20 protein-coding genes and 3 pseudogenes are annotated in these 24,620 nt (G+C 62.9%); 14 read left to right on the top strand and 9 right to left on the bottom strand.

Annotated features, from left to right (window positions below; translation table 11 throughout):
* Positions 1–57: 57 nt before the first annotated feature.
* From hisB to ABIF91_RS15845, 8 genes are all read left to right on the top strand, one after another.
* On the top strand, positions 58–651 hold the full coding sequence (hisB, locus tag ABIF91_RS15880; protein WP_028180747.1) for an imidazoleglycerol-phosphate dehydratase HisB: 594 nt from the start codon (positions 58–60) through the stop codon (positions 649–651).
* Positions 652–716: 65 nt separating this feature from the next.
* Positions 717–1,247: a DUF2628 domain-containing protein gene (locus ABIF91_RS15875; protein ID WP_028180746.1), complete on the top strand. Its 531-nt coding sequence runs from the start codon at positions 717–719 to the stop codon at positions 1,245–1,247.
* Positions 1,244–1,894 carry an imidazole glycerol phosphate synthase subunit HisH gene (hisH, locus tag ABIF91_RS15870; protein ID WP_028180745.1) on the top strand — a complete coding sequence of 217 codons (651 nt, stop codon included), beginning with the start codon at positions 1,244–1,246 and terminating at the stop codon, positions 1,892–1,894. Before ABIF91_RS15875 ends, hisH begins: the two co-directional genes overlap by 4 nt.
* The gene (gene hisA / locus ABIF91_RS15865) at positions 1,891–2,625 is read left to right on the top strand and encodes a 1-(5-phosphoribosyl)-5-[(5-phosphoribosylamino)methylideneamino]imidazole-4-carboxamide isomerase (RefSeq protein ID WP_035668992.1); all 735 of its coding nucleotides are present in this window, start codon (positions 1,891–1,893) and stop codon (positions 2,623–2,625) included. Before hisH ends, hisA begins: the two co-directional genes overlap by 4 nt.
* A gap of 10 nt (positions 2,626–2,635) precedes the next feature.
* Positions 2,636–3,409 carry an imidazole glycerol phosphate synthase subunit HisF gene (gene hisF / locus ABIF91_RS15860; protein ID WP_028180743.1) on the top strand — a complete coding sequence of 258 codons (774 nt, stop codon included), beginning with the start codon at positions 2,636–2,638 and terminating at the stop codon, positions 3,407–3,409.
* Between the two features lie 77 nt (positions 3,410–3,486).
* On the top strand, positions 3,487–3,813 hold the full coding sequence (locus tag ABIF91_RS15855) for a phosphoribosyl-ATP diphosphatase (protein ID WP_028180742.1): 327 nt from the start codon (positions 3,487–3,489) through the stop codon (positions 3,811–3,813).
* A gap of 105 nt (positions 3,814–3,918) precedes the next feature.
* Positions 3,919–4,875 carry a type I pantothenate kinase gene (gene coaA, locus ABIF91_RS15850; RefSeq protein ID WP_028180741.1) on the top strand — a complete coding sequence of 319 codons (957 nt, stop codon included), beginning with the start codon at positions 3,919–3,921 and terminating at the stop codon, positions 4,873–4,875.
* Positions 4,876–4,980: 105 nt separating this feature from the next.
* Positions 4,981–5,220 (top strand): hypothetical protein, encoded by a 240-nt coding sequence (locus ABIF91_RS15845; protein ID WP_028180740.1) that lies wholly within the window; start codon positions 4,981–4,983, stop codon positions 5,218–5,220.
* A gap of 86 nt (positions 5,221–5,306) precedes the next feature.
* Here the strand turns inward: ABIF91_RS15845 and ABIF91_RS15840 are convergent, their stop codons facing one another.
* The 8 genes and pseudogenes from ABIF91_RS15840 to ABIF91_RS15805 all read right to left on the bottom strand — a co-directional run bounded on the left by ABIF91_RS15840 (position 5,307) and on the right by ABIF91_RS15805 (position 17,601).
* Positions 5,307–6,332: an AI-2E family transporter gene (locus ABIF91_RS15840; RefSeq protein WP_424579240.1), complete on the bottom strand. Its 1,026-nt coding sequence runs from the start codon at positions 6,330–6,332 to the stop codon at positions 5,307–5,309.
* Positions 6,333–6,565: 233 nt separating this feature from the next.
* Entirely contained in the window at positions 6,566–7,195 is a 630-nt protein-coding gene (locus ABIF91_RS15835; protein ID WP_028180738.1) for a histidine phosphatase family protein, read from the bottom strand.
* 62 nt (positions 7,196–7,257) lie between these two features.
* A pseudogene (locus ABIF91_RS15830) lies at positions 7,258–9,520 on the bottom strand (ATP-binding protein).
* A 125-nt stretch (positions 9,521–9,645) separates the two neighbouring features.
* Entirely contained in the window at positions 9,646–10,113 is a 468-nt protein-coding gene (locus ABIF91_RS15825; RefSeq protein WP_028180737.1) for a hypothetical protein, read from the bottom strand.
* Positions 10,114–10,223: 110 nt separating this feature from the next.
* Positions 10,224–11,126, bottom strand: a pseudogene (locus ABIF91_RS15820) (YifB family Mg chelatase-like AAA ATPase); the annotation flags it as partial.
* Between the two features lie 407 nt (positions 11,127–11,533).
* Positions 11,534–12,877 carry an IS1380 family transposase gene (locus ABIF91_RS15815; protein ID WP_424579239.1) on the bottom strand — a complete coding sequence of 448 codons (1,344 nt, stop codon included), beginning with the start codon at positions 12,875–12,877 and terminating at the stop codon, positions 11,534–11,536.
* Between the two features lie 450 nt (positions 12,878–13,327).
* Positions 13,328–15,877: a Ulp1 family isopeptidase gene (locus ABIF91_RS15810; protein WP_245285600.1), complete on the bottom strand. Its 2,550-nt coding sequence runs from the start codon at positions 15,875–15,877 to the stop codon at positions 13,328–13,330.
* A gap of 380 nt (positions 15,878–16,257) precedes the next feature.
* On the bottom strand, positions 16,258–17,601 hold the full coding sequence (locus tag ABIF91_RS15805) for an IS1380 family transposase (RefSeq protein WP_424579238.1): 1,344 nt from the start codon (positions 17,599–17,601) through the stop codon (positions 16,258–16,260).
* A gap of 296 nt (positions 17,602–17,897) precedes the next feature.
* Between ABIF91_RS15805 and ABIF91_RS15800 the strand changes: the two are divergent.
* The 3 genes and pseudogenes from ABIF91_RS15800 to ABIF91_RS15790 all read left to right on the top strand — a co-directional run bounded on the left by ABIF91_RS15800 (position 17,898) and on the right by ABIF91_RS15790 (position 21,330).
* Positions 17,898–18,840, top strand: a pseudogene (locus tag ABIF91_RS15800) (IS630 family transposase).
* A gap of 133 nt (positions 18,841–18,973) precedes the next feature.
* Positions 18,974–20,242, top strand: a complete 1,269-nt coding sequence (locus tag ABIF91_RS15795; RefSeq protein WP_424579237.1) for an IS256 family transposase — start codon at positions 18,974–18,976, stop codon at positions 20,240–20,242.
* Between the two features lie 305 nt (positions 20,243–20,547).
* Positions 20,548–21,330, top strand: coding sequence for a hypothetical protein (locus ABIF91_RS15790; RefSeq protein WP_424579236.1), 783 nt, complete (start codon positions 20,548–20,550; stop codon positions 21,328–21,330).
* A gap of 20 nt (positions 21,331–21,350) precedes the next feature.
* Here ABIF91_RS15790 and ABIF91_RS15785 read toward each other — a convergent pair whose 3' ends face one another.
* Positions 21,351–22,619, bottom strand: a complete 1,269-nt coding sequence (locus ABIF91_RS15785) for an IS256 family transposase (protein ID WP_038952271.1) — start codon at positions 22,617–22,619, stop codon at positions 21,351–21,353.
* 143 nt (positions 22,620–22,762) lie between these two features.
* Between ABIF91_RS15785 and ABIF91_RS15780 the strand changes: the two genes are divergently transcribed.
* The 3 genes from ABIF91_RS15780 (at position 22,763) to ABIF91_RS15770 (ending at position 24,405) form a co-directional block, all read left to right on the top strand.
* The gene (locus ABIF91_RS15780; RefSeq protein WP_424579235.1) at positions 22,763–23,053 is read left to right on the top strand and encodes an AIPR family protein; all 291 of its coding nucleotides are present in this window, start codon (positions 22,763–22,765) and stop codon (positions 23,051–23,053) included.
* A 45-nt stretch (positions 23,054–23,098) separates the two neighbouring features.
* Positions 23,099–23,859, top strand: a protein-coding gene (locus ABIF91_RS15775) for an IS5 family transposase (RefSeq protein ID WP_110115998.1) whose coding sequence is annotated in 2 segments (ribosomal slippage) — positions 23,099–23,438 and positions 23,438–23,859 — 762 coding nt in all. Because the reading frame shifts where the segments join, the coding sequence is not laid out codon by codon here.
* 72 nt (positions 23,860–23,931) lie between these two features.
* Complete coding sequence (locus ABIF91_RS15770; protein WP_424579234.1) at positions 23,932–24,405, top strand: hypothetical protein; 474 nt, start codon at positions 23,932–23,934, stop codon at positions 24,403–24,405.
* Positions 24,406–24,620: the final 215 nt, after the last annotated feature.

Raw genomic sequence — 24,620 nt, 5'->3', positions numbered from 1 at the left:
CGTCATTTGGCTGTTAAAAGACCGCCGTTTTCGGGCAAACCATAGCGAAAGCTCTCAATGCGCACCGCGACGATCAAGCGCAAGACCAAGGAAACCGACATCGAGGTTTCCGTGAACCTCGATGGCGCCGGCGTGTCCAATATCGCGACCGGCATCGGCTTTTTCGACCATATGCTCGATCTCCTCGCCCGCCATTCCCGCATCGACCTCACGGTCAAGGCGGTGGGCGATCTGCACATTGATCATCACCATACCACCGAAGACACCGGCATCGCGCTCGGCCAGGCGGTCAGGCAGGCGCTCGGCAACATGGCGGGCATCACCCGCTATGCCGGCGTGCACATGCCCATGGACGAGACGCTCTCGCGCGTGGTCATCGACATCTCGGGCCGCCCGTTCCTGGTGTTCAAGGTCGATTTCCCCCGCGACAAGATCGGCGAGTTCGACACCGAGCTGGTGCGCGAGTGGTTCCAGGCCTTCGCCATCAACGCCGGCGTGACTCTCCACGTCGAGACACTATATGGCGATAACAGCCACCATATCGCCGAGTCCTGCTTCAAGGGCCTGGCGCGGGCGCTGCGCGCGGCGGTCGCGATCGATCCGAAGGCGGCGGGCGAAATCCCGTCCACCAAGGGTTCGCTCGGCGGCTGACATCTTCGTCTCGGTGGCAAAACGCTGCCGGCGGCATCACTGAATTCAGAGAACGGGGCATCATCATGCCTGTCTACACAGTTCACGCTCCCTTCCCTGGCGGAGCCGATCTGCGCGCGACCGACAAGTTCGTCTTCGTGCGCGACGGCTTCCATTTCTGGGCGATGGTCTTCGGTCCGTTCTGGCTGCTGTGGAATCGGCTGTGGCTGGCGTTGATCGGCTGGGTGCTTTTCACGGCCGCGTTCAGCGCGGGGCTGTCCAGCCTCGGTGTCGGCCGCAGCTCGGTCGTCTTTGCCAATCTCGTCATCGCGCTGCTGATGGGGTTCGAAGCCTCGAGCCTGCGCCGCTGGACGCTGTCGCGCGGCAAATGGCGGCAGCTCGACGTGGTGGTCGCCGACAACGGCGACACCGCCGAGCGCCGCTTCTTCGAGCGCTGGAGCCAGAAGCAGCACGGCATCGTCAACGATCAATGGGCCATCGATCGCGGCGGTCCGCCGCCCACCCGCAACACGCAGGGTCAGTCGTTTTCGAACCCGCCGCCAATTCCGGCCGGCGGCATCATTGGATTGTTTCCAGAACCGGGAGGGTCAAGATGAGCGTCGCCATCATCGATTACGGTTCCGGCAACCTGCATTCCGCCGCCAAGGCGTTCGAGCGCGCCGCGCGCAGCCTGGAGAGCCCGCAAAAGGTCTTCGTCACCAGCGATCCGGACCAGGCTTACAGCGCTGATCGTCTGGTGCTGCCGGGCGTCGGCGCCTTCGCCGATTGCCGGCGCGGCCTTGATGCCGTCAACGGCATGGTCGAGGCGATCACCGAGGCGGTGCGGGTCAAGGCGCGGCCCTTTTTCGGCGTCTGCGTCGGCATGCAGCTGATGGCGAGCCGGGGCAAGGAACATGTCATCACTGAAGGCCTGAACTGGATCGGCGGTGACGTCGAGAAGATCACGCCACGTGATGAAAGCCTGAAGATCCCGCACATGGGCTGGAATACGCTCGACGTGCTGCAGGAACATCCGGTGCTGAACAAGCTGCCGCTCGGCCCCAAGGGCCAGCACGCTTATTTCGTGCACTCTTACCACCTCAATGCCACCAGCGAGGCGGACGTGCTCGCGCGCGCCGATTACGGCGGCCCCGTCACCGCGATCGTGGCGAAGGAGACCGCGATCGGAACGCAATTCCACCCCGAGAAGAGCCAGCGTTTCGGGCTGGCCCTGATCTCGAATTTTTTGCGATGGAAGCCGTGATTCTCTTTCCCGCGATCGACCTCAAGAACGGCCAGTGCGTGCGCCTCGAGCAGGGCGACATGGCGCGTGCGACCGTGTTCAACCTCAATCCGGCCGCGCAGGCGCAGAGCTTTGCCGAGCAGGGCTTCGAATATCTCCACGTCGTCGATCTCGACGGCGCCTTCGCCGGCAAGCCGGTCAACGCGCAGGCCGTCGAGGCGATGCTGAAGACGATCAAGATCCCGGTGCAGCTCGGCGGCGGCATTCGCGATTTCGCCACGGTCGAAGCCTGGCTCGACAAGGGCATCACCCGCGTCATCATCGGCACCGCCGCGGTGCGCGATCCTGAATTGGTGAAGTCTGCGGCGAAGAAGTTTCCCGGCCGCGTCGCGGTTGGGCTCGACGCGCGTGACGGCAAGGTCGCGGTCGAAGGTTGGGCCGAGACCTCGCAGGTCACGGTGCTCGAGATCGCGCGGCGTTTCGAGGATGCCGGCGTCGCCGCCATCATCTTCACCGACATCGCGCGCGACGGCCTGCTCAAGGGCCTGAATCTGGATGCGACCATCGCACTCGCCGACGCCATCTCCATTCCCGTGATCGCCTCCGGCGGCCTCGCCTCGATCGAGGACGTCAAGGCGATGCTGGCGCCGCGCGCCGAGAAGCTCGCCGGCGCGATCGCCGGCCGCGCGCTCTACGACGGCCGGCTCGATCCCGCCGCCGCCCTCACCTTGATCCGCAACGCGCGCGCGTAGGAGCTGGCCCATGTTCAAGGTGCGCGTGATCCCCTGCCTCGACGTCAAGGACGGCCGAGTCGTCAAGGGCGTCAACTTCGTCGATCTGCGCGATGCCGGCGATCCCGTCGAGGCCGCGATCGCCTATGACGCCGCCGGCGCCGACGAGCTCACCTTCCTCGACATCACCGCGACCCATGAGAACCGCAGCATCATGCTGGACGTGGTCCGGTGCACGGCGGAAGCCTGCTTCATGCCTGTCACCGTCGGCGGCGGCGTGCGCGAGGTCAACGACATCAAGACGCTGCTGCGCGCCGGTGCCGACAAGGTCTCGATCAACAGCGCCGCCGTGGCGCGGCGCGAGTTCGTCAAGGAAGCTGCCGAAAAATTCGGCGAGCAGTGCGTGGTGGTCGCGATCGACGCCAAGCGCGTCAAGCGCCCGGGCGGCGACCGCTGGGAGATCTTCACCCATGGCGGTCGCAACTCCACCGGCATCGACGCGATCGAATATGCCCAGGAAGTGGTCTCGCTCGGTGCCGGTGAAATCCTGCTCACCTCGATGGATCGCGACGGCACCAGGCAGGGCTTCGACATTCCGCTGACCCGTGCGATCGCCGACAGTATTCCCGTTCCCGTGATCGCCTCGGGAGGCGTCGGCAATCTCGACCATCTCGTCGACGGCATCCGCGACGGGCACGCCACGGCGGTGCTGGCCGCCTCGATCTTCCATTTCGGGGAATTCACCATCCGCGAAGCCAAGGAGCACATGGCGCGGCGCGGGCTGCCGATGCGCCTCGATGCCTGACGACTCCGGTTCATAACAATGCTAGATTGACGGACGGGATGGCCGTCCATGGTCCTGTGCGTTTCCGAGTGAGTCCGATGCCGCGTTTCACGATCCACGATCTGGCCGAGACCATCGACGCCCGCGCGGCCTCCGGTGGCGAAGCCTCCTATACCCGCAAGCTCCTCGACAAGGGCGCCGAGCATTGCGCCAAGAAGTTCGGCGAGGAAGCAGTCGAAACCGTAATCGCTGCAGTCGAAAACGATCGCGCACATCTGATCGCTGAAAGCGCCGACCTGCTCTATCATTTCCTTGTGCTGCTCAAGGTACGCGGCGTAAAGCTGGAAGAGGTCGAAGCCGCGCTGGACAAGCGGACGAATATGTCAGGGCTGGAAGAGAAGGCGTCGCGCAAGAGCGGTAGCTAGAGGGTTTGTTTGAGCATGGTCTTTTCGGAAAGACGCTTCACACTTTTCGCTAACGCGGCCCTTCGGGTCCGGATCATGCTCTGGTCGTAACGGAAAGGCGGCGTTATGGATATCCGCGCACCCGAGCAGCAGTATAATCCGTACCGCGTCTATACGCGCGAGCAGTGGGCGCGCCTCCGCGACGATACGCCGATGACGCTGGAGCCGGGTGAATTCGACCGGTTGCGCTCGCTGCACGATCGCCTCGATCTCCAGGAAGTCGAGGACATTTATCTTCCGCTGTCGCGCTTGTTGTCGATCTATGTCGACGCCATGCAGCGCCTGTATTACGCAGAGCGCCAGTTCCTCAACATCCGGGATCGCAAGGTCCCCTACATCATCGGCGTCGCTGGCTCGGTTGCGGTCGGGAAGTCCACCACGGCACGCGTTCTTCAGGCCCTGCTGGCGCGCTGGTCGCCGCGGCCGAAGGTCGAGCTGATCACCACCGACGGATTCCTCTATCCCAATGCGGTGCTCGAGCGGCACGGCATGATGCAGAAGAAGGGTTTTCCGGAGAGCTACGATCTGCCGCTGCTGCTCAGCTTCCTCTCCGACATCAAGGCCGGCCGCCGCCACGTGCGCGCGCCGGTCTATTCGCATCTGACCTACGACATCGTGCCGAACCAGTGGGCCGAGATCGACCAGCCCGACATCCTGATCGTCGAGGGCGTCAACGTGCTGCAAACCGGCAAGCTGCCGCGTGACGGCAAGGCGGTGCCTGTCGTCTCCGACTTCTTCGATTTCTCGGTCTACATCGACGCCGACGAGGCGGCGCTGCGGCAATGGTACATCAAGCGCTTCCTGGCGCTGCGCGACACCGCATTCACCAATCCAAAATCCTACTTCAACCGCTACGCGCTGCTGTCGGACGAGGAAGCCACGGCCACCGCGATCGCGATCTGGGAACGTACCAACCTCGCCAATCTCGAGGACAACATCCTGCCGACCCGCCCCCGGGCGACGCTGATCCTGAAGAAGGGCGCCGACCATACGGTGGAGAGCGTGGCGCTCAGGCGGCTATGACGGCGACCTGAACACGGCGCTGGCTGGTTTGCGCGATAAGTATCTTTTGTTGCAGACCAATAATCGGTATTCCGCTATTCCTTTGGAAACGGCGGGAAAGGCACCATGGTCGATCGTCTCAGAAGCGCTGCGGAGCAACTCGAAGCGCCGATCTGTCCCGATTGCCATGTCGAGATGAAGTGGTTCCGCTCCGAGCTGCTCGCGGACGAGCCGACCCCGATCATCGCGCATCTGTTCGTGTGCCCGCATTGCAAGCGTGCGGCCAAGGTAGACACCATCTTCCGGGGAAGCCAGGCGCCGCCCGACAAGCTGTCTGCGCCGCGCTTTGTCGCCTGTGCCGCGTAATCAGACTCTTCCGGGCCGGCCAGATTCGAATTCCGGCTGGCGCTCGCGCCGCTTGTGACTCACCCGTCCGGGTGCCGGAATGACGGTCATTTCCGGGCTTCCCGTTGCGCTTTCGAGCCGATGTAAATCTGCCACGCCGTCAGAAACATCGCGGCGACGAGTGGGCCGATGACGAAGCCGTTCGCTCCAAAGGCCGCAAGGCCGCCCAGGGTGGCGATCAGCACAACATAGCTCGGCATTTGGATAGACTGGCCGACCAGGATCGGGCGGAGAAAGTTGTCCGCAAGGCCGATCACGAATGTCCCGAAGGCGAGCAGGATGATGCCCTTCGTGACTGAGCCTGCGACAAGCAAATAGAGTGCGATCGGAACCCAGACCAGCGCGGAGCCGAGCACGGGCAGGAGTGAAAGCAGCGCCATGAGGGCGCCCGCCAGCAGGGGCGCAGTCAAGCCGAGCAGCCAGAAAATCAGCCCGCCAAGCGCCCCCTGAATCAGGGCGACGAGCACGATCCCCTTGATCGTCCCGCGAACGGCGAGCGTGAACGCATTCAAAATCTCGGCGGTATAGCTCGGGTGCAGCGGGAGCGCGTCACGGATGCGTGCGTTGAGCTCGTCACCGTCGCGCAGCAGGAAAAACAGCAGGTAGAGCATCACGAGCAAGCTCGCGACGAACTCCAGCGTCAACTGACCGATGTTGAGCGCATGTCCGGCGATCTGTTGTCCGGCCGGAACGACCAGTCCCGACAGGCGCTCCTTCAGGGCCGAAAGATCGATACTGGCCAGGCGATCCGAAATGGAACCAGCCCAGTCGGGCAGCGCGGACCTCAGCTGCTGCAGGGGATGCGCGAAACTGATCTCTCCGTTCTGGACGCGCTGATAAAGCTCGCCACCCTGGTCTATGAGCGAAGCGATGACGATCGCCACGGGGATCAGGACCATGACGATCACGACGACGACAGTGAACAATGCGGCAACGTTGTCCCTTCCCGGGATGGTTTCCAGGGCGCGTCGATAAAGCGGTGCGAAGATGATGGCCAGCAGCGTGGCCCACAACAATGCGCCGGAGAATGGCCAAAGCACCCAGCCGAACACAACGGAGATCGCGGCAAGCAAGATGAGGAATGAGCGGTCTTCTGATGTTCTCACGTATTTGCCAGCCTTTCAGTCGCTCGTCATAAGACGTCCGTATCACAACAACGTGGCGGAGCGGCAAGTTGTGCCGAGCCAATCGCTGCGCCACGTCGCGGCAGCGCTCCGACAGTTCGCGGGAACGTCGTTACGCGATCAGGGCTGAGAAAGACTGGACTTTCCCTCGCGCCGGCAGTCCCGGCCGGAGGCCAGGGCTCTCACCTGCCGGCTTTCGCGTTCCAGTCCGCAAGCTTGATGCGCCCCGCGAAGGTGGCGGGGCCGGAGCCGTTGGCCTTGTAGACGAAGGCCTCGCCTTCCTGCACGTCGCCGGCCTCTTTGCCGAAGGCATCGGCGATGTTCGTCTTGTGGGTGACCAGGAACGTGTTGGTGTCTGCCTTCGGCGGCGCATCGACGAGCTGACGCACGGCCTGCCCGGCCTTTGTATTGGCACCAGTCGGGTTTGCCATTCCCGACGCGCTGGCATTGCTGCTGTCCGTGAGCGCATCGACCGGCTTGACCTCGCGGCCGGAGATCAGCTTGCCGGCCTCGACCGCGCGGTTCAGCCTGCTGGTGTAGACGTCGCCGATCGGGATCGCCTGCTCCCTGATCGCTGCCCCGATCTGGCGCGCCATGTCCCTGCCCTTGTCGCTGAGCTGACGCTGGGCGCTCATGTCGTCGAACTTGAACGGGTAGACGTCCTTCTGGCTGTCGTCGGTCGCGGTGTGCCGGAAGATCAGGACGTAGCCGCCTTGCTTGAGCGAGGAGATGAGTTCCGGCGTATCGGCTGCGGCGTGCCGGGAGATTCCAGCGAGGAGAGCAATAAGCGCGAGGCGGCAAAGCACGTTCATGCGCAAAATCCTCGTTTGCAAATGCCCCCGAGGATGGTGACGCGCAACGCGCGCGATTTCAATTAGCGATTGCCGGCCCGGATCGGGTTCCCGTGATCCGGGACTGCCGGATGCCGCGATGCGGCCAGCCCGGCCAGCGCCTCGTCCAGCTTCTCCCGGTCGAGCGGCTTGATCAGAAATCCGTTCATGCCCGCCTCGAAACAGGCATGGCGATCCTCCGCCAGCGTATTGGCGGTGAGCGCCAGGATCGGCGTGTGCCGACCGCCCGTGGCGGCCTCTTGCGCGCGGATGCGTTTGGTCGCCTCGATGCCGTCGAGCTGCGGCATCTGGATGTCCATCAGCACGAGATCGTAGGGCGTGCCGGCGGATGAGGCGGCGAGCCAGGATTCCAACGCGGCCTCGCCATGGACGGCGATGACGACGCGGTGGCCGAGCTTGGTCAGCAGCGAGCGCATCAACAATGCGTTGATCTCGTTGTCCTCGGCGACGAGGATCGACAGGCCCTTCGCCGGCGCTGGGCTGGTGGATGCCGCCGGCGGCTCCGGCGCGAGATCGGGCGAGGCGACCTCCGGCGTCAGGGCGAGGCGCGCGGCGAGCGAGGCCGCCCGCAGCGGCTTCATCAGAAAGCCGGTGAAGGCCGGCGACACCTTCTCGTGGCGCGAGCTCGACGTCAGCAGCACGAGCCGCTGCAAGGCATGCGCGCGGGCCGAGTCACCCAGGCGGTCGGCAATGGCCGGGCCGATCGCGCGATCGATCAGCACCGCGTGCCATGAGCGTTCCGGCAGCAGCGCTTCGGCGACCGCCGCATCCGCAACCAGGCAGGTCTGGCCGCCCCAGCGCGCAAGGCGCCGCGCGATCAACGAAGCCTCGATGCCGTCGGCGACGAGGAGCATCGACTTGCCGGTGAGATCGGGGCTCGGAAATGCCGTCTGCCCGGCGCCGGCCTGCGACGGCGGCAGCGGCACGGCGACCTCGAAGGTCGAGCCCCTGCCCGGCTCGCTCGTGAGCGTGATCCGGCCGCCCATGCGCTTGACGATGCGTTCGCTGATGGCAAGGCCGAGCCCGGTGCCGCCATAGGTGCGGGCAACGCGCTCGTCGGCCTGCTCGAACTCGCGGAAGATGCGCTGCTGGGCTTCGGCGGCGATGCCGACGCCGGTATCGCGGACCAGGAAGCTGATCTCGTTCGGCCAGATGCCGGGCTCGACGACCAGCGCAACGCCGCCGCCCGCGGTGAACTTGATGGCGTTGCCGGCGAGGTTGAGCAGCACCTGGCGCAGCCGCGCGGCGTCGCCGACCACCTCGAGCGGCAGGCGCTCGTCGACATAGGCGGCAATCTCGAGCGTCTTCGCCTGCGCGCGCGGCGCAAGCAGCTCGGTGATTTCCTCGACCAGGGTCGAGAGCGCGAAGGGACGCTGATCGAGGTCGAGCTTGCCGGCCTCGATCTTGGAATAGTCCAGCAGTTCCTCGATCAGCGCCATCAAGGCTTCGCCCGAGGTCTTAACCGCCCTGGCATAGGTCGCCTGCTCCGGCGTCAGCGTGGTGTCGAGCAGGAGGCCGCCCATGCCGATGATGCCGTTGAGCGGCGTTCGGATCTCGTGCGAGGCCATCGCGAGGAAGCGCGACTTGGCGCGGTTGGCGGCATCGGCCTGGTCGCGCGCGTCGGACAATGCGCGTTCGGTCTCGGTGCGGTCGGTGACGTCGCGTCCCACGCTCTGCAGTTCGGGCGGGCTGTCCGGCATCGAGCCGGACATAGCCCTCGCGCCAGGCGATCCAGCGCGTGCCGAGCGGGGTTGCGATCTTCTGGTCGTGGATGCGCGTGCCGTTGCTCTCGCGGGCATTGTCGCCCTGCTCCAGCACGTCGAAATCGAAACGCGTGCCGACCAGTGCGCCGCGCGCCTGTCCTGCGACCGCGCAATAGGCCTCGTTGGCAAAGGTGATGCGGCCCTCTGTGTCGCGCAGCACGATGAGGTCGCCCTGCTGTTCGAACAGGCTGCGGGCGCGTTCTTCCGCTTCCTTCAGCTCCCAATTGCGGTCGATCAAGGCCTCATTGTGGGCGGCGAGCGTGCGCAGCCGCTTGCCCACGTAGCGCAGACGCATGCTCAGCGTCGCAAGGCCGAGGCAGGCGAGCGCGAACAGGAAGCTCGCGCCGATCGCAAAGGCGTGGGGATCGTAGGCGGAATTCTCCGAGCGGCTGCCGGACACGAAACCATAGGCGCCGCCGAAGGTCGCCGAGAAGATCATGAAGGAGCGGATCGCGAAGGCAATGCGGGGGTGCTGCCGCTTGAAGCGGCGCATGCGCACCTTGATCCGGAACGTCCGACCCATCGCCACCGACCCGACTCTCTTGCTCGAAACCTGTGTTCGCCGGCTGCCACGATGTCGCGCCGACCTTGCGAACAGTTTGCGGCCTGGGCCCCGCCTTCCGACAGGGTTGACGGGATGTTAACGGCTCAGAGCGAGGCGGCCTGGAGCTGGCGGTGGCCGCCGCGGGCGCCGACGATCAGCGCCGCAGCCTCGCGCTGCGAGAACGTCTTCGAGCGCACATAGATGCGGTAATCCGCCGGTCCTTCGCTGGAGAGATAGACCACCGGCCCGCCGTCGACGGGCTGTGCGGCAATCGAGATCAGCCGTGTCGAGGGGGTGAGCTCGCAGGAGTCCGGCTCGGAGCCGAGACCGTCGTCCACCACGGTGAAGTCCGCGGCGTCCGCGTCATCGGTGATCTGGACCCGCACCGTGGCCTGCGCGGGATCGTCGGTGAAGGCGACATGCACGTTGGCGGTCCAGAAAAGGGATGTGAGCTCGACCGTCGTGTCGCTGAGCGCGATGCAGGGATGCGAGACCGATCCGATCTCGGCACGGGCGAACACCGCAGCCGCCAGCAGGGGAACAACCGAGGCCAGGATCTTGAAACGCAACATGACACTCTACTCGCCGGGCCCTTCAGGAACTCACGATGCGAAACGCGCGGGCCTTATGGTTTGCAGAGCGTAAAGGAAAATCGTTACCGCCGGGTTGATGAGCGAGGCGATCACGCCATCTGCCGCACATCCTCCGCGAGTGCCCGGTAGGACAGCGCTTCGGCCAGATGCAGCCGGCCGATCTTGTCGGCGTTGTCGAGGTCGGCCAGCGTGCGCGCCACCCGCAGCACGCGGTGATAGCCGCGCGCCGACAGCCGCGTGGTCTCGGCGGCATCGCGCAGTAGCTTGGCGCCTTGCGCATCCGGCTTTGCGATCTCCTCCAGCACCGAGGCGGGCGCCTCGGCATTGGTGCGGACTTTGGGCAGGCCGGCATCCGCATAGCGCGCGAGCTGGATGTCGCGCGCCGCCGCCACGCGCGCGGCGACCTCGGCGGAGCCTTCCGCCGGCGGGGGCAGGATCAGGTCCGCCGCGGTCACGGCCGGCACCTCGATACGCAGATCGATGCGGTCCATGAGGGGACCGGAGATACGCGCCTGGTAGTCGCCGGTGCAGCGGTCGATGCGGCCGCGCTTGCAGGCATAACCGGGCTCGAACGCATTGCCGCAGCGGCAGGGGTTCATCGCCGCGACCAGCATGAAGCGGGCAGGGTAGGTGACGCGGTGATTGGCGCGCGACACCGCGACCTCGCCGTTTTCCAGTGGCTGGCGCAGCGAATCCAGCACGCGCGGATCGAACTCCGGCAGCTCGTCGAGGAACAGCACGCCCTGATGCGCGAGCGATATCTCGCCGGGCCTGGCGCGCATGCCGCCGCCGGTGAGAGCGGCCATGCTGGCGGAATGATGCGGCGCGCGGAACGGCCGCCGCGCCGTCAGCGCCCCGCCTTCGATCTCGCCGGCGACGGACGCGATCATCGAGACCTCGAGCAGCTCGCCCGGCGACAGCGGCGGCAGGATCGAGGGCAGGCGCGCCGCCAGCATCGATTTGCCGGCGCCGGGCGCGCCGATCATGAGCATGCCGTTTCGTCAATGGGAAAACGGGACTTTCTAGCGGGTCCCCTATCGCGCACTGGGGCCCCTTTTTAGTTGACCCCGGCCCCCCAATTTCGAATGTCCGGCTTAAAGGGCGCAGCCGCCGCCGACGTGTCGCAAGCAGTGTGCTTCCCCTAGCTGTCGCACGTTGTGTCACTGCGGTTATCTTGCGGCTGTCTAAACTTTTCGGGCATTGCGCTTGGTTGCAGTGGAACTAAGGTGCTAGCCCGTCCTATTCGTGAGAGTGCGGCTTTTGGGCCCGATTGATGCGGCCGCACATCTTGTCTGACGAGGCGCACAGGATTGCCTTCGGCTTTTCGCCGCCTGACGACCGGTACTTTGCAACGCGCTTGAGGGATGGGTTGGGCGAACGGGGGCGGACGCCCCGCCGGTCAAGGACCGAGCGGCAGCAGCGCGCCGGGCAAGCCGCAGATCAGGTCGGCTTCGGGACATGCCGCGGCAAACGCAAGGCGAATGCGGCTCGTGGTCTCGACGACACGGGCGGCGATTTTCAAGAGCCGAAGACGCAGCCTCGCGAACTCGGCAGCGGCCAATTCCCGGGCTTTGGGAATGGCGTCGCGCACGGTCAGCATCAGCCAATAAGCGGCCGTATGGAGCACGAGACGGACCTGGTTGGCGAGCGCCGAACGGCAGCTGGTGCGATCGGAGGCGAGCTGCGTCTTATGCAGCTTGATCAGATTCTCGGCTTGGCCGCGCGCGCAATACAGGCTGTCGTAGATCCACTCGGCCGAGCCGACATCGAGGCTGGTGACGACGAAGCGGATGTCGAGGCCGAGCATCGTCGCCTCAATACGGGCGACAGTGCGCCGTTCGCGATCCCAGGACTTTGCCTTGTGGCGCGTCTCGGTATAGCCACGCAGAACCGGCAGGTTCTCGATGGCGCGTCGCGTGCGGATGTCGTCGGCGACCTCGTCGACTTTTCTGGCGAGAGGCTTGGTACCGGACAGACCGAAGATGTAGTCGATGCCGTTGGTCTCGCACCACGCCATTGCCTCCGGCCGGGCATAGTGCCCGTCGCCACGGAACGTAATTCGCGTGTTGTGCCACCGCGTCCGGATATGCCGTACCAGGCGGCGCAGAAGGGCACGCACCTCGACGCCGCCCGGCGTCTTGCCGGGCCGCAGCACGACCGCCACGGGCCGGCTCTTCTCCGTGTCGTAGACGTGGATCGGCAGGAAGCAGCGTTCGTCATAATGAGCGTTGAACAGCGAGAGCTGCTGATGGCCGTGGACGACGTCGCAGGTATCATCGATGTCGAGCGTGACGGATGCCGGCTCGCGCGGGTAGCTATCCATCCATGCGTCGACCAAAGTGTAGGTCAGCCGGATCACGTCGCGCAGGCGCGGAGCATTCTCCAGCCGCGACAGCGTCGGCTGGGAACACAAATCCCGGCCCGTGTCCGGTAGGCGACCGCAGGCCAGCTTGAATGCCGGATCGGACCTCAGATGATCGAGGTCGTCGGCGTCCTCGTAGCCGCAGCAGATCGCGAACATGCGCGCGCGGAACATATCGACCAGGCTGTGCACGACCCGCGTCGGATCGCGCCGATCCGGGAACACCCGGGCCAGATTGTCGGCCAAACCGAGACGCCGCTCGGCCATCGCCAGAAGCATCACGCCCCCATTCGAGGTTAGGCGTCCACCATCGAAGGCAGCTGTGACTTTCTTGGCGTGAACGGCTGGAAACGAGAAGGGCAGAATCGTATCATCGGTCATGGCGGGCGTGGCGTTCGCGGTTGAAGGTGATGGGGTGGCTTCGCAACCGAATCCTACGCCGCATCAGCGCTTTACACCACGCTCGCCAGCCCTCAGGCGCACTCTTACGAATAAGACGGGCTAGGACATCCATGATTTGCCGTCTTCTGCGCTGTAGCAGGCAGCACCCTGCAGGTGATCGCAATAATTCGTCACGATTCGCGCTGAACTAACTCCGGCAGAATGGTCTCTCCAGGAACCACCCGCCGGCCCGACGCACAGCACGATTTGCTTTTATAGCCGCTGGCGGCGTTGTGAACCCTCTTCACTGCCTTTTTAACGGCGTCGACCCTTACAGGTCCTCCTGCATTCAGCTGATTTCGTGCGCTTGCTCGCGGCGACAGCGGCCGGTCCTGAAACGCCGCCGAAAACCCTGGAGATCGACACGCCTACCGGACGGGCGCATCGCCATCAACCCCTAAGCCGGTCCCGGAGTTCCTGCCGATTGGCGACGAGGTTGTCGAGGTGCAGCGGCTCGGCTTGTGGCCGCTCTCCTTGCGCCAATCGTCGAACCAGCTCCCGTGTGCCATCCACCACGAACACGCCGCAATCATAGCTGTTCTGCTGCGGGGCCATTCCGGCTCGCTGCAGAGTCAGGCCCAGCCGTTCTGCGAGCCGTTCTGCGGGCCCGTCATTGTGTCCCTCGACGGAATCGTAATGATAGGCGACCGGCACTCCTCGCGTGCAGCGATCTACGAGTAGCAGCGACCAATGGGTGCCGTTAGGATGGGTTGGACTGGCATCGGTCACTGGCAGGAATAGGAAGTCGGCTACATCATTGTCATGATCATAGACGATGCGCTGCAATGCGCTGAGCGCGTCGCGCTCGGCGCCCCAACTCAACCGAAAGGCAATGAGAGGATCGACGAACCGCGTTCGGGCGGCAAGATTCGGATCATTCATTTGCAACTCCTGCGTCAGGAGCTCGTAGTCCCTCTGGATATGCTCGTCGCCCAGCCACTGCATGGGGTCGAGAGCCCGCCCGCTACGGTCGTGGGATGAGGCCGCCGGACCCGACGCCCCGATCTCGGCACCGGAGTGTATGCGCGGGAACGCCGACAGATAGTTCGCGTAATCAGGCAGCTCCTCCGGTGTGGACGGCAAATCAAGGACGTTGTAGACGTCTGACGGTGCCGCTGGCGCAGCTTCATCAGCAACTTGAGGATGATGGATGAGGTGAACGTCGTTGGGTCCTTTCGGTCCCAAAACGGCCGTGTAGCGTTCGCCGCCAATCTCGTAGTTCATGATTGGATGTTCCGCGACAGGCAAGAAGTCCCACTTGCCCAACGTGGACAGCATCATGTCGGGCGCCGGCTGGGTGCGATGAGAAAAATCCTTGGGAACGGCGAACGAAACATCGAATGTATCGCCGACAGCGGGAGACCGCAGGTGAATGAGCCGAACATCATCGGGCCCTCCCGGTCCCAACACGGCCGTATAGCGTTCACCGCGAATGTCGTAGGTCTTTACCCGCTCTGCCACATCCGGAAACTGACCCCAGCGGCCCAACCTGGACCGCATCATACCCGGCGCAGGCTGGGTGCCGTGGGAGAAGTCCTCGGGAGCGGACAAAGACGCATCAAAAGTCTCGCCGAGCGCTGGGAACACCGCCTCAGCCCGGTCGGACGCCGGCGCGGCTTGCTCCATCCTGCGTGAAGGCAGTGCTGGCGAGGCTTGATTCCCCGACGGCGCGCTGGGCTGCGGAGCGTTTTCCGATCGAGGATGGAGCGGGAAGCTCTGCCTGGTCATCCCCGCGGGCACCAACAACGCCGTGTAACGGTCAGTGTTGATCACGAAGCTGGTCGGTCGGTTGTCCCCGCTCGGGAGGACGCTGCTCCTGCTCGGTGCAGCAGGTTGTTCATGCCCGCTCTGCTGCATTGTGGGCTGCCTCTCCAATTCGTGGAGGGAAGCCCGCATCAGCACGCCAGCGTCTGCATTGAGGTCGTTTGGATTGACGAAGACTTGCGGCAGGGCGGAATGATCATCCAGCAATCGGCGAACTTTCGCAGGAGGGGACTCTGGATTAAACGTGAATCCCTCTGGCTCTACGGAGAAGGGCGGCTGAGCGGGGTGGTCGCCTAGCCGTCCCTGAATTTCCCCGCGAAGCTCATGCTCCAGCCGCTCAAGTTCCGATGGATCGGCCGGCGGCTCCTCGGCCTCATCATCGAACAGGCCCCAGACTTCCGCCGGAACCCCGCCTGACCTGGGCGACGGGACACCATCGCCCCCGGCTTCCCGAGGGCCGCCCGGACCTGAAACTTGTTTCGCGTCGAGCTGGTCACCCAACGTCCCCAACGCGGAGATGAGAGTTGCGTGCGTCGGAAGCAACCTACGAGCGAACGCGACTCGCGAATCCTGATCCAGTTCAGATATCGTCTGGCCCTTGCCCTTGAGTTTGTCAGAAAATTGGCGAAGAGCATTCTGATATAAACCAAAGGAACTCTCGTTGAGTCCGCCGGGATTAGTCAGATGCTCTATGAGAAGGGCGTCTTCCGCTGAGGGGGCAGCGCGTCGCGCGCCATAAGCTACATGGCCCGGCTCATAATACGCACGAAGGATGTTCAACCCCGTTACGATAGCATTGTCTAACGGAAAGTAAGCTTTGGCGTGCTCGGCCAGGGATTGGTGATCCCTTAGATCGGTCGATTGGCCACGACCGCGGATTTCGTTTATCAATCGACGGAGTCCTCGAGCATACTGATAGACCGTTGTCGGTTTTCGCGGACCTGCATATTGAGCAATCGCCTTGTCGATAATGTCCCGATCTTCCGTAGAGAGATTGGGATGGTGGCTCCGGCTCGCCCCCCTAGAGACAGGAGCCGGATCAGGCGGGCGCGCCTCGGCCAAGCGCTGCTCAAAGCCCTCTTGCCCGGCCTGGCCGGCGTGCGTCTCTTCCGAGACGTCGTGCTGCACTTGCGACCAAGCTGTTACGTTGGATGGATCAAAGTTCTGCCGGTCCACGCTAGCCTCACGTCCAAGATCACTTGAGCAGACCTATAGTCGCGCGAGCTTTCGAGAAGCTGACGAGGCCGCGTAGAGCCGCGGCAGGATGTTGCTCGGCTTGCCCGGGGTGCGTCTGTATGGCACCTTACGGCTCGGTAGGGCGCGCCCAACATGGCCCCCACCGCAGTCTTGAGGGGCGGCCCTCTAAAAGGGGTGCGCGGGTGCGTCTTAGCCCGTCCTATTCGTGAGAGTGCGGCTTTTGGGCCCGATTGATGCGGCCGCACATCTTGTCTGACGAGGCGCACAGGATTGCCTTCGGCTTTTCGCCGCCTGACGACCGGTACTTTGCAACGCGCTTGAGGGATGGGTTGGGCGAACGGGGGCGGACGCCCCGCCGGTCAAGGACCGAGCGGCAGCAGCGCGCCGGGCAAGCCGCAGATCAGGTCGGCTTCGGGACATGCCGCGGCAAACGCAAGGCGAATGCGGCTCGTGGTCTCGACGACACGGGCGGCGATTTTCAAGAGCCGAAGACGCAGCCTCGCGAACTCGGCAGCGGCCAATTCCCGGGCTTTGGGAATGGCGTCGCGCACGGTCAGCATCAGCCAATAAGCGGCCGTATGGAGCACGAGACGGACCTGGTTGGCGAGCGCCGAACGGCAGCTGGTGCGATCGGAGGCGAGCTGCGTCTTATGCAGCTTGATCAGATTCTCGGCTTGGCCGCGCGCGCAATACAGGCTGTCGTAGATCCACTCGGCCGAGCCGACATCGAGGCTGGTGACGACGAAGCGGATGTCGAGGCCGAGCATCGTCGCCTCAATACGGGCGACAGTGCGCCGTTCGCGATCCCAGGACTTTGCCTTGTGGCGCGTCTCGGTATAGCCACGCAGAACCGGCAGGTTCTCGATGGCGCGTCGCGTGCGGATGTCGTCGGCGACCTCGTCGACTTTTCTGGCGAGAGGCTTGGTGCCGGACAGACCGAAGATGTAGTCGATGCCGTTGGTCTCGCACCACGCCATTGCCTCCGGCCGGGCATAGTGCCCGTCGCCACGGAACGTAATTTGCGTGTTGTGCCATCGCGTCCGGATATGCCGTACCAGGCGGCGCAGATGGGCACGCACCTCGACGCCGCCCGGCGTCTTGCCGGGCCGCAGCACGACGGCCACGGGCCGGCTCTTCTCCGTGTCGTAGACGTGGATCGGCAGGAAGCAGCGTTCGTCATAATGAGCGTTGAACAGCGAGAGCTGCTGATGGCCGTGGACGACGTCGCAGGTATCATCGATGTCGAGCGTGACGGATGCCGGCTCGCGCGGGTAGCTATCCATCCATGCGTCGACCAAAGTGTAGGTCAGCCGGATCACGTCGCGCAGGCGCGGAGCATTCTCCAGCCGCGACAGCGTCGGCTGGGAACACAAATCCCGGCCCGTGTCCGGTAGGCGACCGCAGGCCAGCTTGAATGCCGGATCGGACCTCAGATGATCGAGGTCGTCGGCGTCCTCGTAGCCGCAGCAGATCGCGAACATGCGAGCGCGGAACATATCGACCAGGCTGTGCACGACCCGCGTCGGATCGCGCCGATCCGGGAACACCCGGGCCAGATTGTTGGCCAAACCGAGACGCCGCTCGGCCATCGCCAGAAGCATCACGCCCCCGTTCGAGGTTAGGCGCCCACCATCGAAGGCAGCTGTGACTTTCTTGGCGTGAACGGCTGGAAACGAGAAGGGCGGAATCGTATCGTCGGTCATGGCGGGCGTGGCGTTCGCGGTTGGAGGTGATGGGGTTGGCTTCGCAACCGAATCCTACGCCGCATCAGCGCTTTACCCCTCAGGCGCACTCTTACGAATAAGACGGGTTAAGTTGAAGAAAGATTGAGTGACTCCCGATCATTTCTGTGCCGAAACGTGGAGTCGCGGTCGTGCCGCGTCCAAAGAAACCGGCGCGAGCGGCCTATTAGAGCGTGATGTTTTTGACTGGAATCGGGGTTCCCAGAGCGGGCGATTTCTGATTCAAGCTCCATGCTGGAGTGCGGAGGCCAGCATGGATGACGCGCCCCTATTCGGAAGACATCCGTGAACGCGCCTTGGCTCGCGCTGACGCGGGCGAGACGGTTCGTTCGATCGCAGAGGCGCTACAGATCAGCCCCTCGTGCGTGACGAAGTGGAAGAACCTAAGGCGTGATACCGGAGGCCTGGCGCCCGGCCAGATCGGCGGCCACAAGAAGCGGGTTCTGTCGGATGCCAACGCCGACTGGCTGCGCAAACGCATTCGCTCGGGGCCATTCACCTTGCGCAAGCTGACGCAGGAGCTGGCTGCACGGGGGATCAAGACAGACGTGCGGGCGGTGTGGACTTTTGTTCACGCCGAGGGGCTCAGCTTCAAAAAAAACGCTTCTACCAGCCGAGCAGGATCGCCCAGACGTCGCCCGTAAGCGGACCCGATGGAAAGCGCATCAAGGCAGGATTGACGTCACGCGGTTGGTTTTCATCGACGAGACGTGGATCAAGACCAATATGGCGCCGCTACGCGGCTGGGGGCCTTGTGGGCAGCGCCTCCAAGCATCTGCACCTTTCGGCCATTGGAAGACCATGACCTTCATCGCGGCGCTGCGTCATGATCGGATCAGTGCGCCTTGAGTGATTGATGGTCCCATCAATGGTGAACTCTTCACGCTGTACGTCGAGAAGGTGTTGGCACCCACCCTCGCACCGGGCGAGATCGTCGTTCTCGACAATCTTGGCAGCCACAAGGGCAAAGCGGCTCGCCAAGCTATCCGCGCCAGAGGAGCCCACCTTATCTTCTTGCCGCCCTACAGCCCTGACCTCAACCCGATCGAGCAGGTCTTCGCCAAACTCAAACACCTCATGCGATCCGCAGAACCTCGTGACGTGGAGGCAACCTGGCGGAAGGTTGGTGAACTCCTCGATCTCTTCTCCCAGGAGGAGTGCACCAACTACTTCAAAAACTCAGGCTATGGTTCCGTGTAAATACATCATGCTCTAGACGCGGTAGGTGATCAGCCTGAGCTATGGCGGAATCTGGGTGATGACGGTGTGAGGAAGGCGGCGTATCGAGGCGGGTGACGAGCCTGCCAGAACCTCTCGAGGAGAGCGATACGCCATGACCGAGACTACCAATGTTCTTGCTTTCCGTCAGCCGTCCGCGGTTGATGATCCACTGACCGATATCGTTCGTGCCGGCGCGCGGGACCTGCTTGCCAGGGCGATCGAGATCGAGGTTGGCGCGTTTCTGGCCAGCACGGCCAATCTGACGCTGCCCGACGGTCGAGCGCGCCTGGTCCGACATGGGCACGGTCCGGTGCGCGAGATTGCGACCGGCATCGGTCCGGTGGAGGTCGCTCGTCCCAAGGTCCGCGACCGCGGAGCGAGCGGGCCAGGCGACCGCCTCCGCTTCAGTTCGGCAATCCTGCCGCTATGGGCGCGGCGGACGAAGAGCCTGGATGCCTTGATCCCGGTCCTCTATTTGCGCGGCATCTCGACCGGCGACTTCCAGGAGGCGCTCTCGGCGCTGCTCGGCAAGGATGCGCCGAACCTGTCGCCTTCGGTGATCGCCGGCCTGAAGGCCGATTGGCAGGTCGAGTACGAACGCTGGCAGAGACGCGATCTGTCGGCGCGTCGCTATGTCTACATCTGGGCCGATGGCGTGTACCTGCAGGCCCGCATGGAAGATCACAGCGAATGCATGCTGGTGCTGATTGGCACCACGCCGGAAGGCAAGAAGGAGCTGATCGGCTTCCAGGTCGGCGTGCGCGAGAGCGCGCAGAGCTGGCGCGAACTCCTGATCGACCTGCGGCAACGCGGGTTACGGATTGCCCCGCAACTCGCCATCGGCGACGGCGCCCTCGGCTTCTGGAAGGCACTGGACGAGGCCTTTCCCGGCACGCGGCACCAACGATGCTGGTGCCATAAAGTGAGCAACGTACTCGACAAGGTCGCCAAATCCGTGCAGGGCCCCATGAAGAACGACCTGCGGAACATCTATCTGGCCCCACACCGGGCCGAAGCTGAAACCGCGATCGACGTCTTCGTCGAGAAATACCACGTCAAATACGGACGTGCGGTGGAGTGCCTGATCAAGGATCGCCATGCGCTGCTCGCCTTCTTCGACTTCCCTGCTGAGCACTGGATCCACCTACGCAGCTCGAACCCGATCGAGAGCGTCTTCGCCACGGTGCGCCACCGAACGGTGCGGACCAAGGGATCGCTGTCGCAACAAACTGCGAAGCTGATGGTGTTCAAGCTCATCGACGCCGCATCGAAGACCTGGCGGCGATTGAAGAGCACGAACCAGTTGCCGAAAGTCATCGCCGGTGTAAAGTTCATCGCCGGAATCGAAGTCATTCCGAACACTGAAAGCCACGCCGCCTGATCAGGCCGCGTCACCCAAAATCAGCCATAGCTCGATCAGCCTCCGAAACGAGACTATCAAGCATGAAGAGATCGAGCGCGAGGCAGAGGTTTTATTTGTGTTGAATTCTTGCTTCTCGATAGTGGTCTGAAATCGTATCATCGGTCATGGCGGGCGTGGCGTTCGCGGTTGAAGGTGATGGGGTGGCTTCGCAACCGAATCCTACGCCGCATCAGCGCTTTACACCACGCTCGCCAGCCTCTCAGGCGCCCTCTCGCGACTAAGACGGGCTAGCCCCGACTGTAAGCCGTCACTAGAGGAACCCCATGACCGCCGTCAATCCGCTGCTGTCGTTGTTCAAGGAGCAACTTGAGGCCGAGTGCAAGACGCTATCCGATCACCATGGCCTTACAGAGCGAGGCCATTCCCTCCTGTATTGGTATTTCAATCGTCTCCATGATTTCATGGACGCAGACGTCGAGGAAGTGTTCTGCGACGGTGGCGGGGATCTGGGCATCGACGCTCTGTGGATCGACGATGATGAGTTGGTCCACTTCTATCAATTCAAAAACCCGCAGAGCATCGACAAGGGGATCCCGACTGGCGACGTAGATAAGGTCATCTCTGGCTTGGGGTTGATTTTGAACCGAAAGCACGAGGCGGTAGCAAATCCTGATCTCAAGGCCAGACTTGAGGAACTCTATCAGCAGGTCCCAAACGGTTACCGCATTCACTTCGTTAGCAGTGGCGCTGGGCTGGCTCCCGAGGCAAAGCTCAAACTTGACACATTCGTCACGGCGTTAAAGGGCCGTGCCGCCGATAGCTTTATTGAGTGGGATGAACAACCTATCGAAATCCTTCAAGAGCGCTTCTACCAGCACTCCCTTCCGGCTGTTAAGGATCCGCTGCGACTTGACGTTCCTGTAACTCCCTACACCCAACGATCCGGCATTGCGGATTGCTACCTGTTCTCTATTCCTGGAAACACGTTGGCCGAACTGTACGCGCAACACGGAGAGGGATTGCTACAGAGGAATATCCGGGTTGATCAACGCGATACGGCTACCAACAGATCAATCGAGGCTACGTGTACGGGGAGCTATGGCTGATTTTGGGTGACGCGGCCTGATCAGGCGGCGTGGCTTTCAGTGTTCGGAATGACTTCGATTCCGTCGATGAACTTTACACCGGCGATGACTTTCGGCAACTGGTTCGTGCTCTTCAATCGCCGCCAGGTCTTCGATGCGGCGTCGATGAGCTTGAACACCATCAGCTTCGCAGTTTGTTGCGACAGCGATCCCTTGGTCCGCACCGTTCGGTGGCGCACCGTGGCGAAGACGCTCTCGATCGGGTTCGAGCTGCGTAGGTGGATCCAGTGCTCAGCAGGGAAGTCGAAGAAGGCGAGCAGCGCATGGCGATCCTTGATCAGGCACTCCACCGCACGTCCGTATTTGACGTGGTATTTCTCGACGAAGACGTCGATCGCGGTTTCAGCTTCGGCCCGGTGTGGGGCCAGATAGATGTTCCGCAGGTCGTTCTTCATGGGGCCCTGCACGGATTTGGCGACCTTGTCGAGTACGTTGCTCACTTTATGGCACCAGCATCGTTGGTGCCGCGTGCCGGGAAAGGCCTCGTCCAGTGCCTTCCAGAAGCCGAGGGCGCCGTCGCCGATGGCGAGTTGCGGGGCAATCCGTAACCCGCGTTGCCGCAGGTCGATCAGGAGTTCGCGCCAGCTCTGCGCGCTCTCGCGCACGCCGACCTGGAAGCCGATCAGCTCCTTCTTGCCTTCCGGCGTGGTGCCAATCAGCACCAGCATGCATTCGCTGTGATCTTCCATGCGGGCCTGCAGGTACACGCCATCGGCCCAGATGTAGACATAGCGACGCGCCGACAGATCGCGTCTCTGCCAGCGTTCGTACTCGACCTGCCAATCGGCCTTCAGGCCGGCGATCACCGAAGGCGACAGGTTCGGCGCATCCTTGCCGAGCAGCGCCGAGAGCGCCTCCTGGAAGTCGCCGGTCGAGATGCCGCGCAAATAGAGGACCGGGATCAAGGCATCCAGGCTCTTCGTCCGCCGCGCCCATAGCGGCAGGATTGCCGAACTGAAGCGGAGGCGGTCGCCTGGCCCGCTCGCTCCGCGGTCGCGGACCTTGGGACGAGCGACCTCCACCGGACCGATGCCGGTCGCAATCTCGCGCACCGGACCGTGCCCATGTCGGACCAGGCGCGCTCGACCGTCGGGCAGCGTCAGATTGGCCGTGCTGGCCAGAAACGCGCCAACCTCGATCTCGATCGCCCTGGCAAGCAGGTCCCGCGCGCCGGCACGAACGATATCGGTCAGTGGATCATCAACCGCGGACGGCTGACGGAAAGCAAGAACATTGGTAGTCTCGGTCATGGCGTATCGCTCTCCTCGAGAGGTTCTGGCAGGCTCGTCACCCGCCTCGATACGCCGCCTTCCTCACACCGTCATCACCCAGATTCCGCCATAGCTCGTGTACGGGCGATGGTTCTGTTAACTTCCTTCACTTCAATAATGGTGTGACGTTCCTGTGTGAGAAAGCGTTCTATGACGTTTTCCAAAAGACCTTGACCTTGGAGAGGGCTCAGGTCGTAAACGGTGGCCAAACGATCCGTGCGCTGCATCGAGCCCTCGAAAAAAGGAAGCTGAAGTCAGACGTTATCGTTCCAGCGAGAGCAATTACGTCAAGTGGTCACAAGGACTTCGCTAACGATGTCGCAGTCAATCAAAACAACCAAAACCAAGTTGGCACCGGCTTCCTGCGGTCGAACGATCAGCGCGTCGTTCAACTAGGGTCTGTACCTAAATAGCGCCACGTGATTCTCTTGCCTACGTGTTGATTCGGGGGCGAGAGAATGCGCGCTGGTTTGTTTTGGCTGAACGACAGGCAATGGGCGCGTATCGAACCGCATCTGCCGAGGGGACTGACGGGGCCGGATCGGGACGACGACCGACGCATCGTCAGCGGCATCATTCACATGCTGCAATCGGGTGCACGATGGCGTGATTGTCCACGTGAATACGGCCCTTACACGACGATCTACAATCGCTTCAATCGCTGGGCCAAGCGAGGACGATGGTGCGCAATCTTCGAAGCGCTGGCCAAGCCTGGCGAAGACGGCGTCGTACTGTCGCTCGACTCGACCTCGATTAAAGCTCACCGGTGTGCCTCCGGCGGAAAAGGGGGGAGCACAATCAAGCAATCGGCCGCTCGCGCGGAGGCCGCACGACAAAAATCCATGCGCTGAGCGATCCGCTCTGCCGGCCGGTCGTCCTGCATCTGACTCCAGGCCAGGATGCCGATATCGCTGCGGCTCCCGATGTCCTGGCGCTCGCGCCACCCATGAGCGTGCTCCTCGCCGACAAAGGGTATGATGGCGACAAGCTTCGCGGCGAAATCATTCGTCGTGGCGCCAAGCCCGTAATCCCCAATAAATCTAACCGTGTCGTCATCCATCGCTTCAACAAACGCGCCTACAAAGGACGAAATGTCATCGAACGCTGCTTTTGCAGGCTCAAGGACTTCCGGCGCATCGCCACGCGATATGACAAGCTCGCCCGTAATTTTTTGGCCGCTGTTCATCTCGCCGCTCTCGTCGCATATTGGCTCAATTGAGTCTGGACCCTAGATCATGCGCTTGCCTCGCTTGGGTGGTTGCTGGAACGGCGAGAGGGAGAACTGACTAGCTTGACGGACACCGAGCGGGTGGCTCTTGAGCGGCGTATTGGCCATCATCTTGACGGCCGCATCATTCGCCTAAAGGACGGCGCGCAAGCCTACACCGCTACATTTTACGGCCAGCCGGAAATCGCGAAGAAGAACGTGAAGAAGATTTTCCTCTCGGTCGAAGATGGCGGTTACTACGAGCGCATCTTTTCCGGTGACATGACCGCAGAGAAAATCGTGATCGCTCACGACCTGAAGCAAAGGCTTGACGATTTTGTGAAGCGGTTCACCGCAATCAGGCGGAAAGCGCAGGCTTCGACTAACTTGAAGACTGTTTATGAACCCATTCTAGGAGAGCCTCTAGCGCAGAAACACAGCGACGTGATGCACCAAGTGATCCCGCAATGCTCGTTGTTCATCTGCGGCACAATCTACAGGGAACTAGCCCGTCTTATTCGCGAGAGGGCGCCTGAGAGGCTGGCGAGCGTGGTGTAAAGCGCTGATGCGGCGTAGGATTCGGTTGCGAAGCCACCCCATCACCTTCAACCGCGAACGCCACGCCCGCCATGACCGATGATACGATTTCAGACCACTATCGAGAAGCAAGAATTCAACACAAATAAAACCTCTGCCTCGCGCTCGATCTCTTCATGCTTGATAGTCTCGTTTCGGAGGCTGAGCACCTACCGCGTCTAATAGGCCGCTCGCGC

Origin of the sequence: Bradyrhizobium sp. USDA 241, from assembly GCF_049739505.1 — a bacterium.
GTDB classification, from domain to species: Bacteria; Pseudomonadota; Alphaproteobacteria; order Rhizobiales; family Xanthobacteraceae; genus Bradyrhizobium; species Bradyrhizobium liaoningense.
Note: the sequence above shows the minus strand (reverse complement) of the source record. Positions and strands in the feature narration are given on the sequence as shown.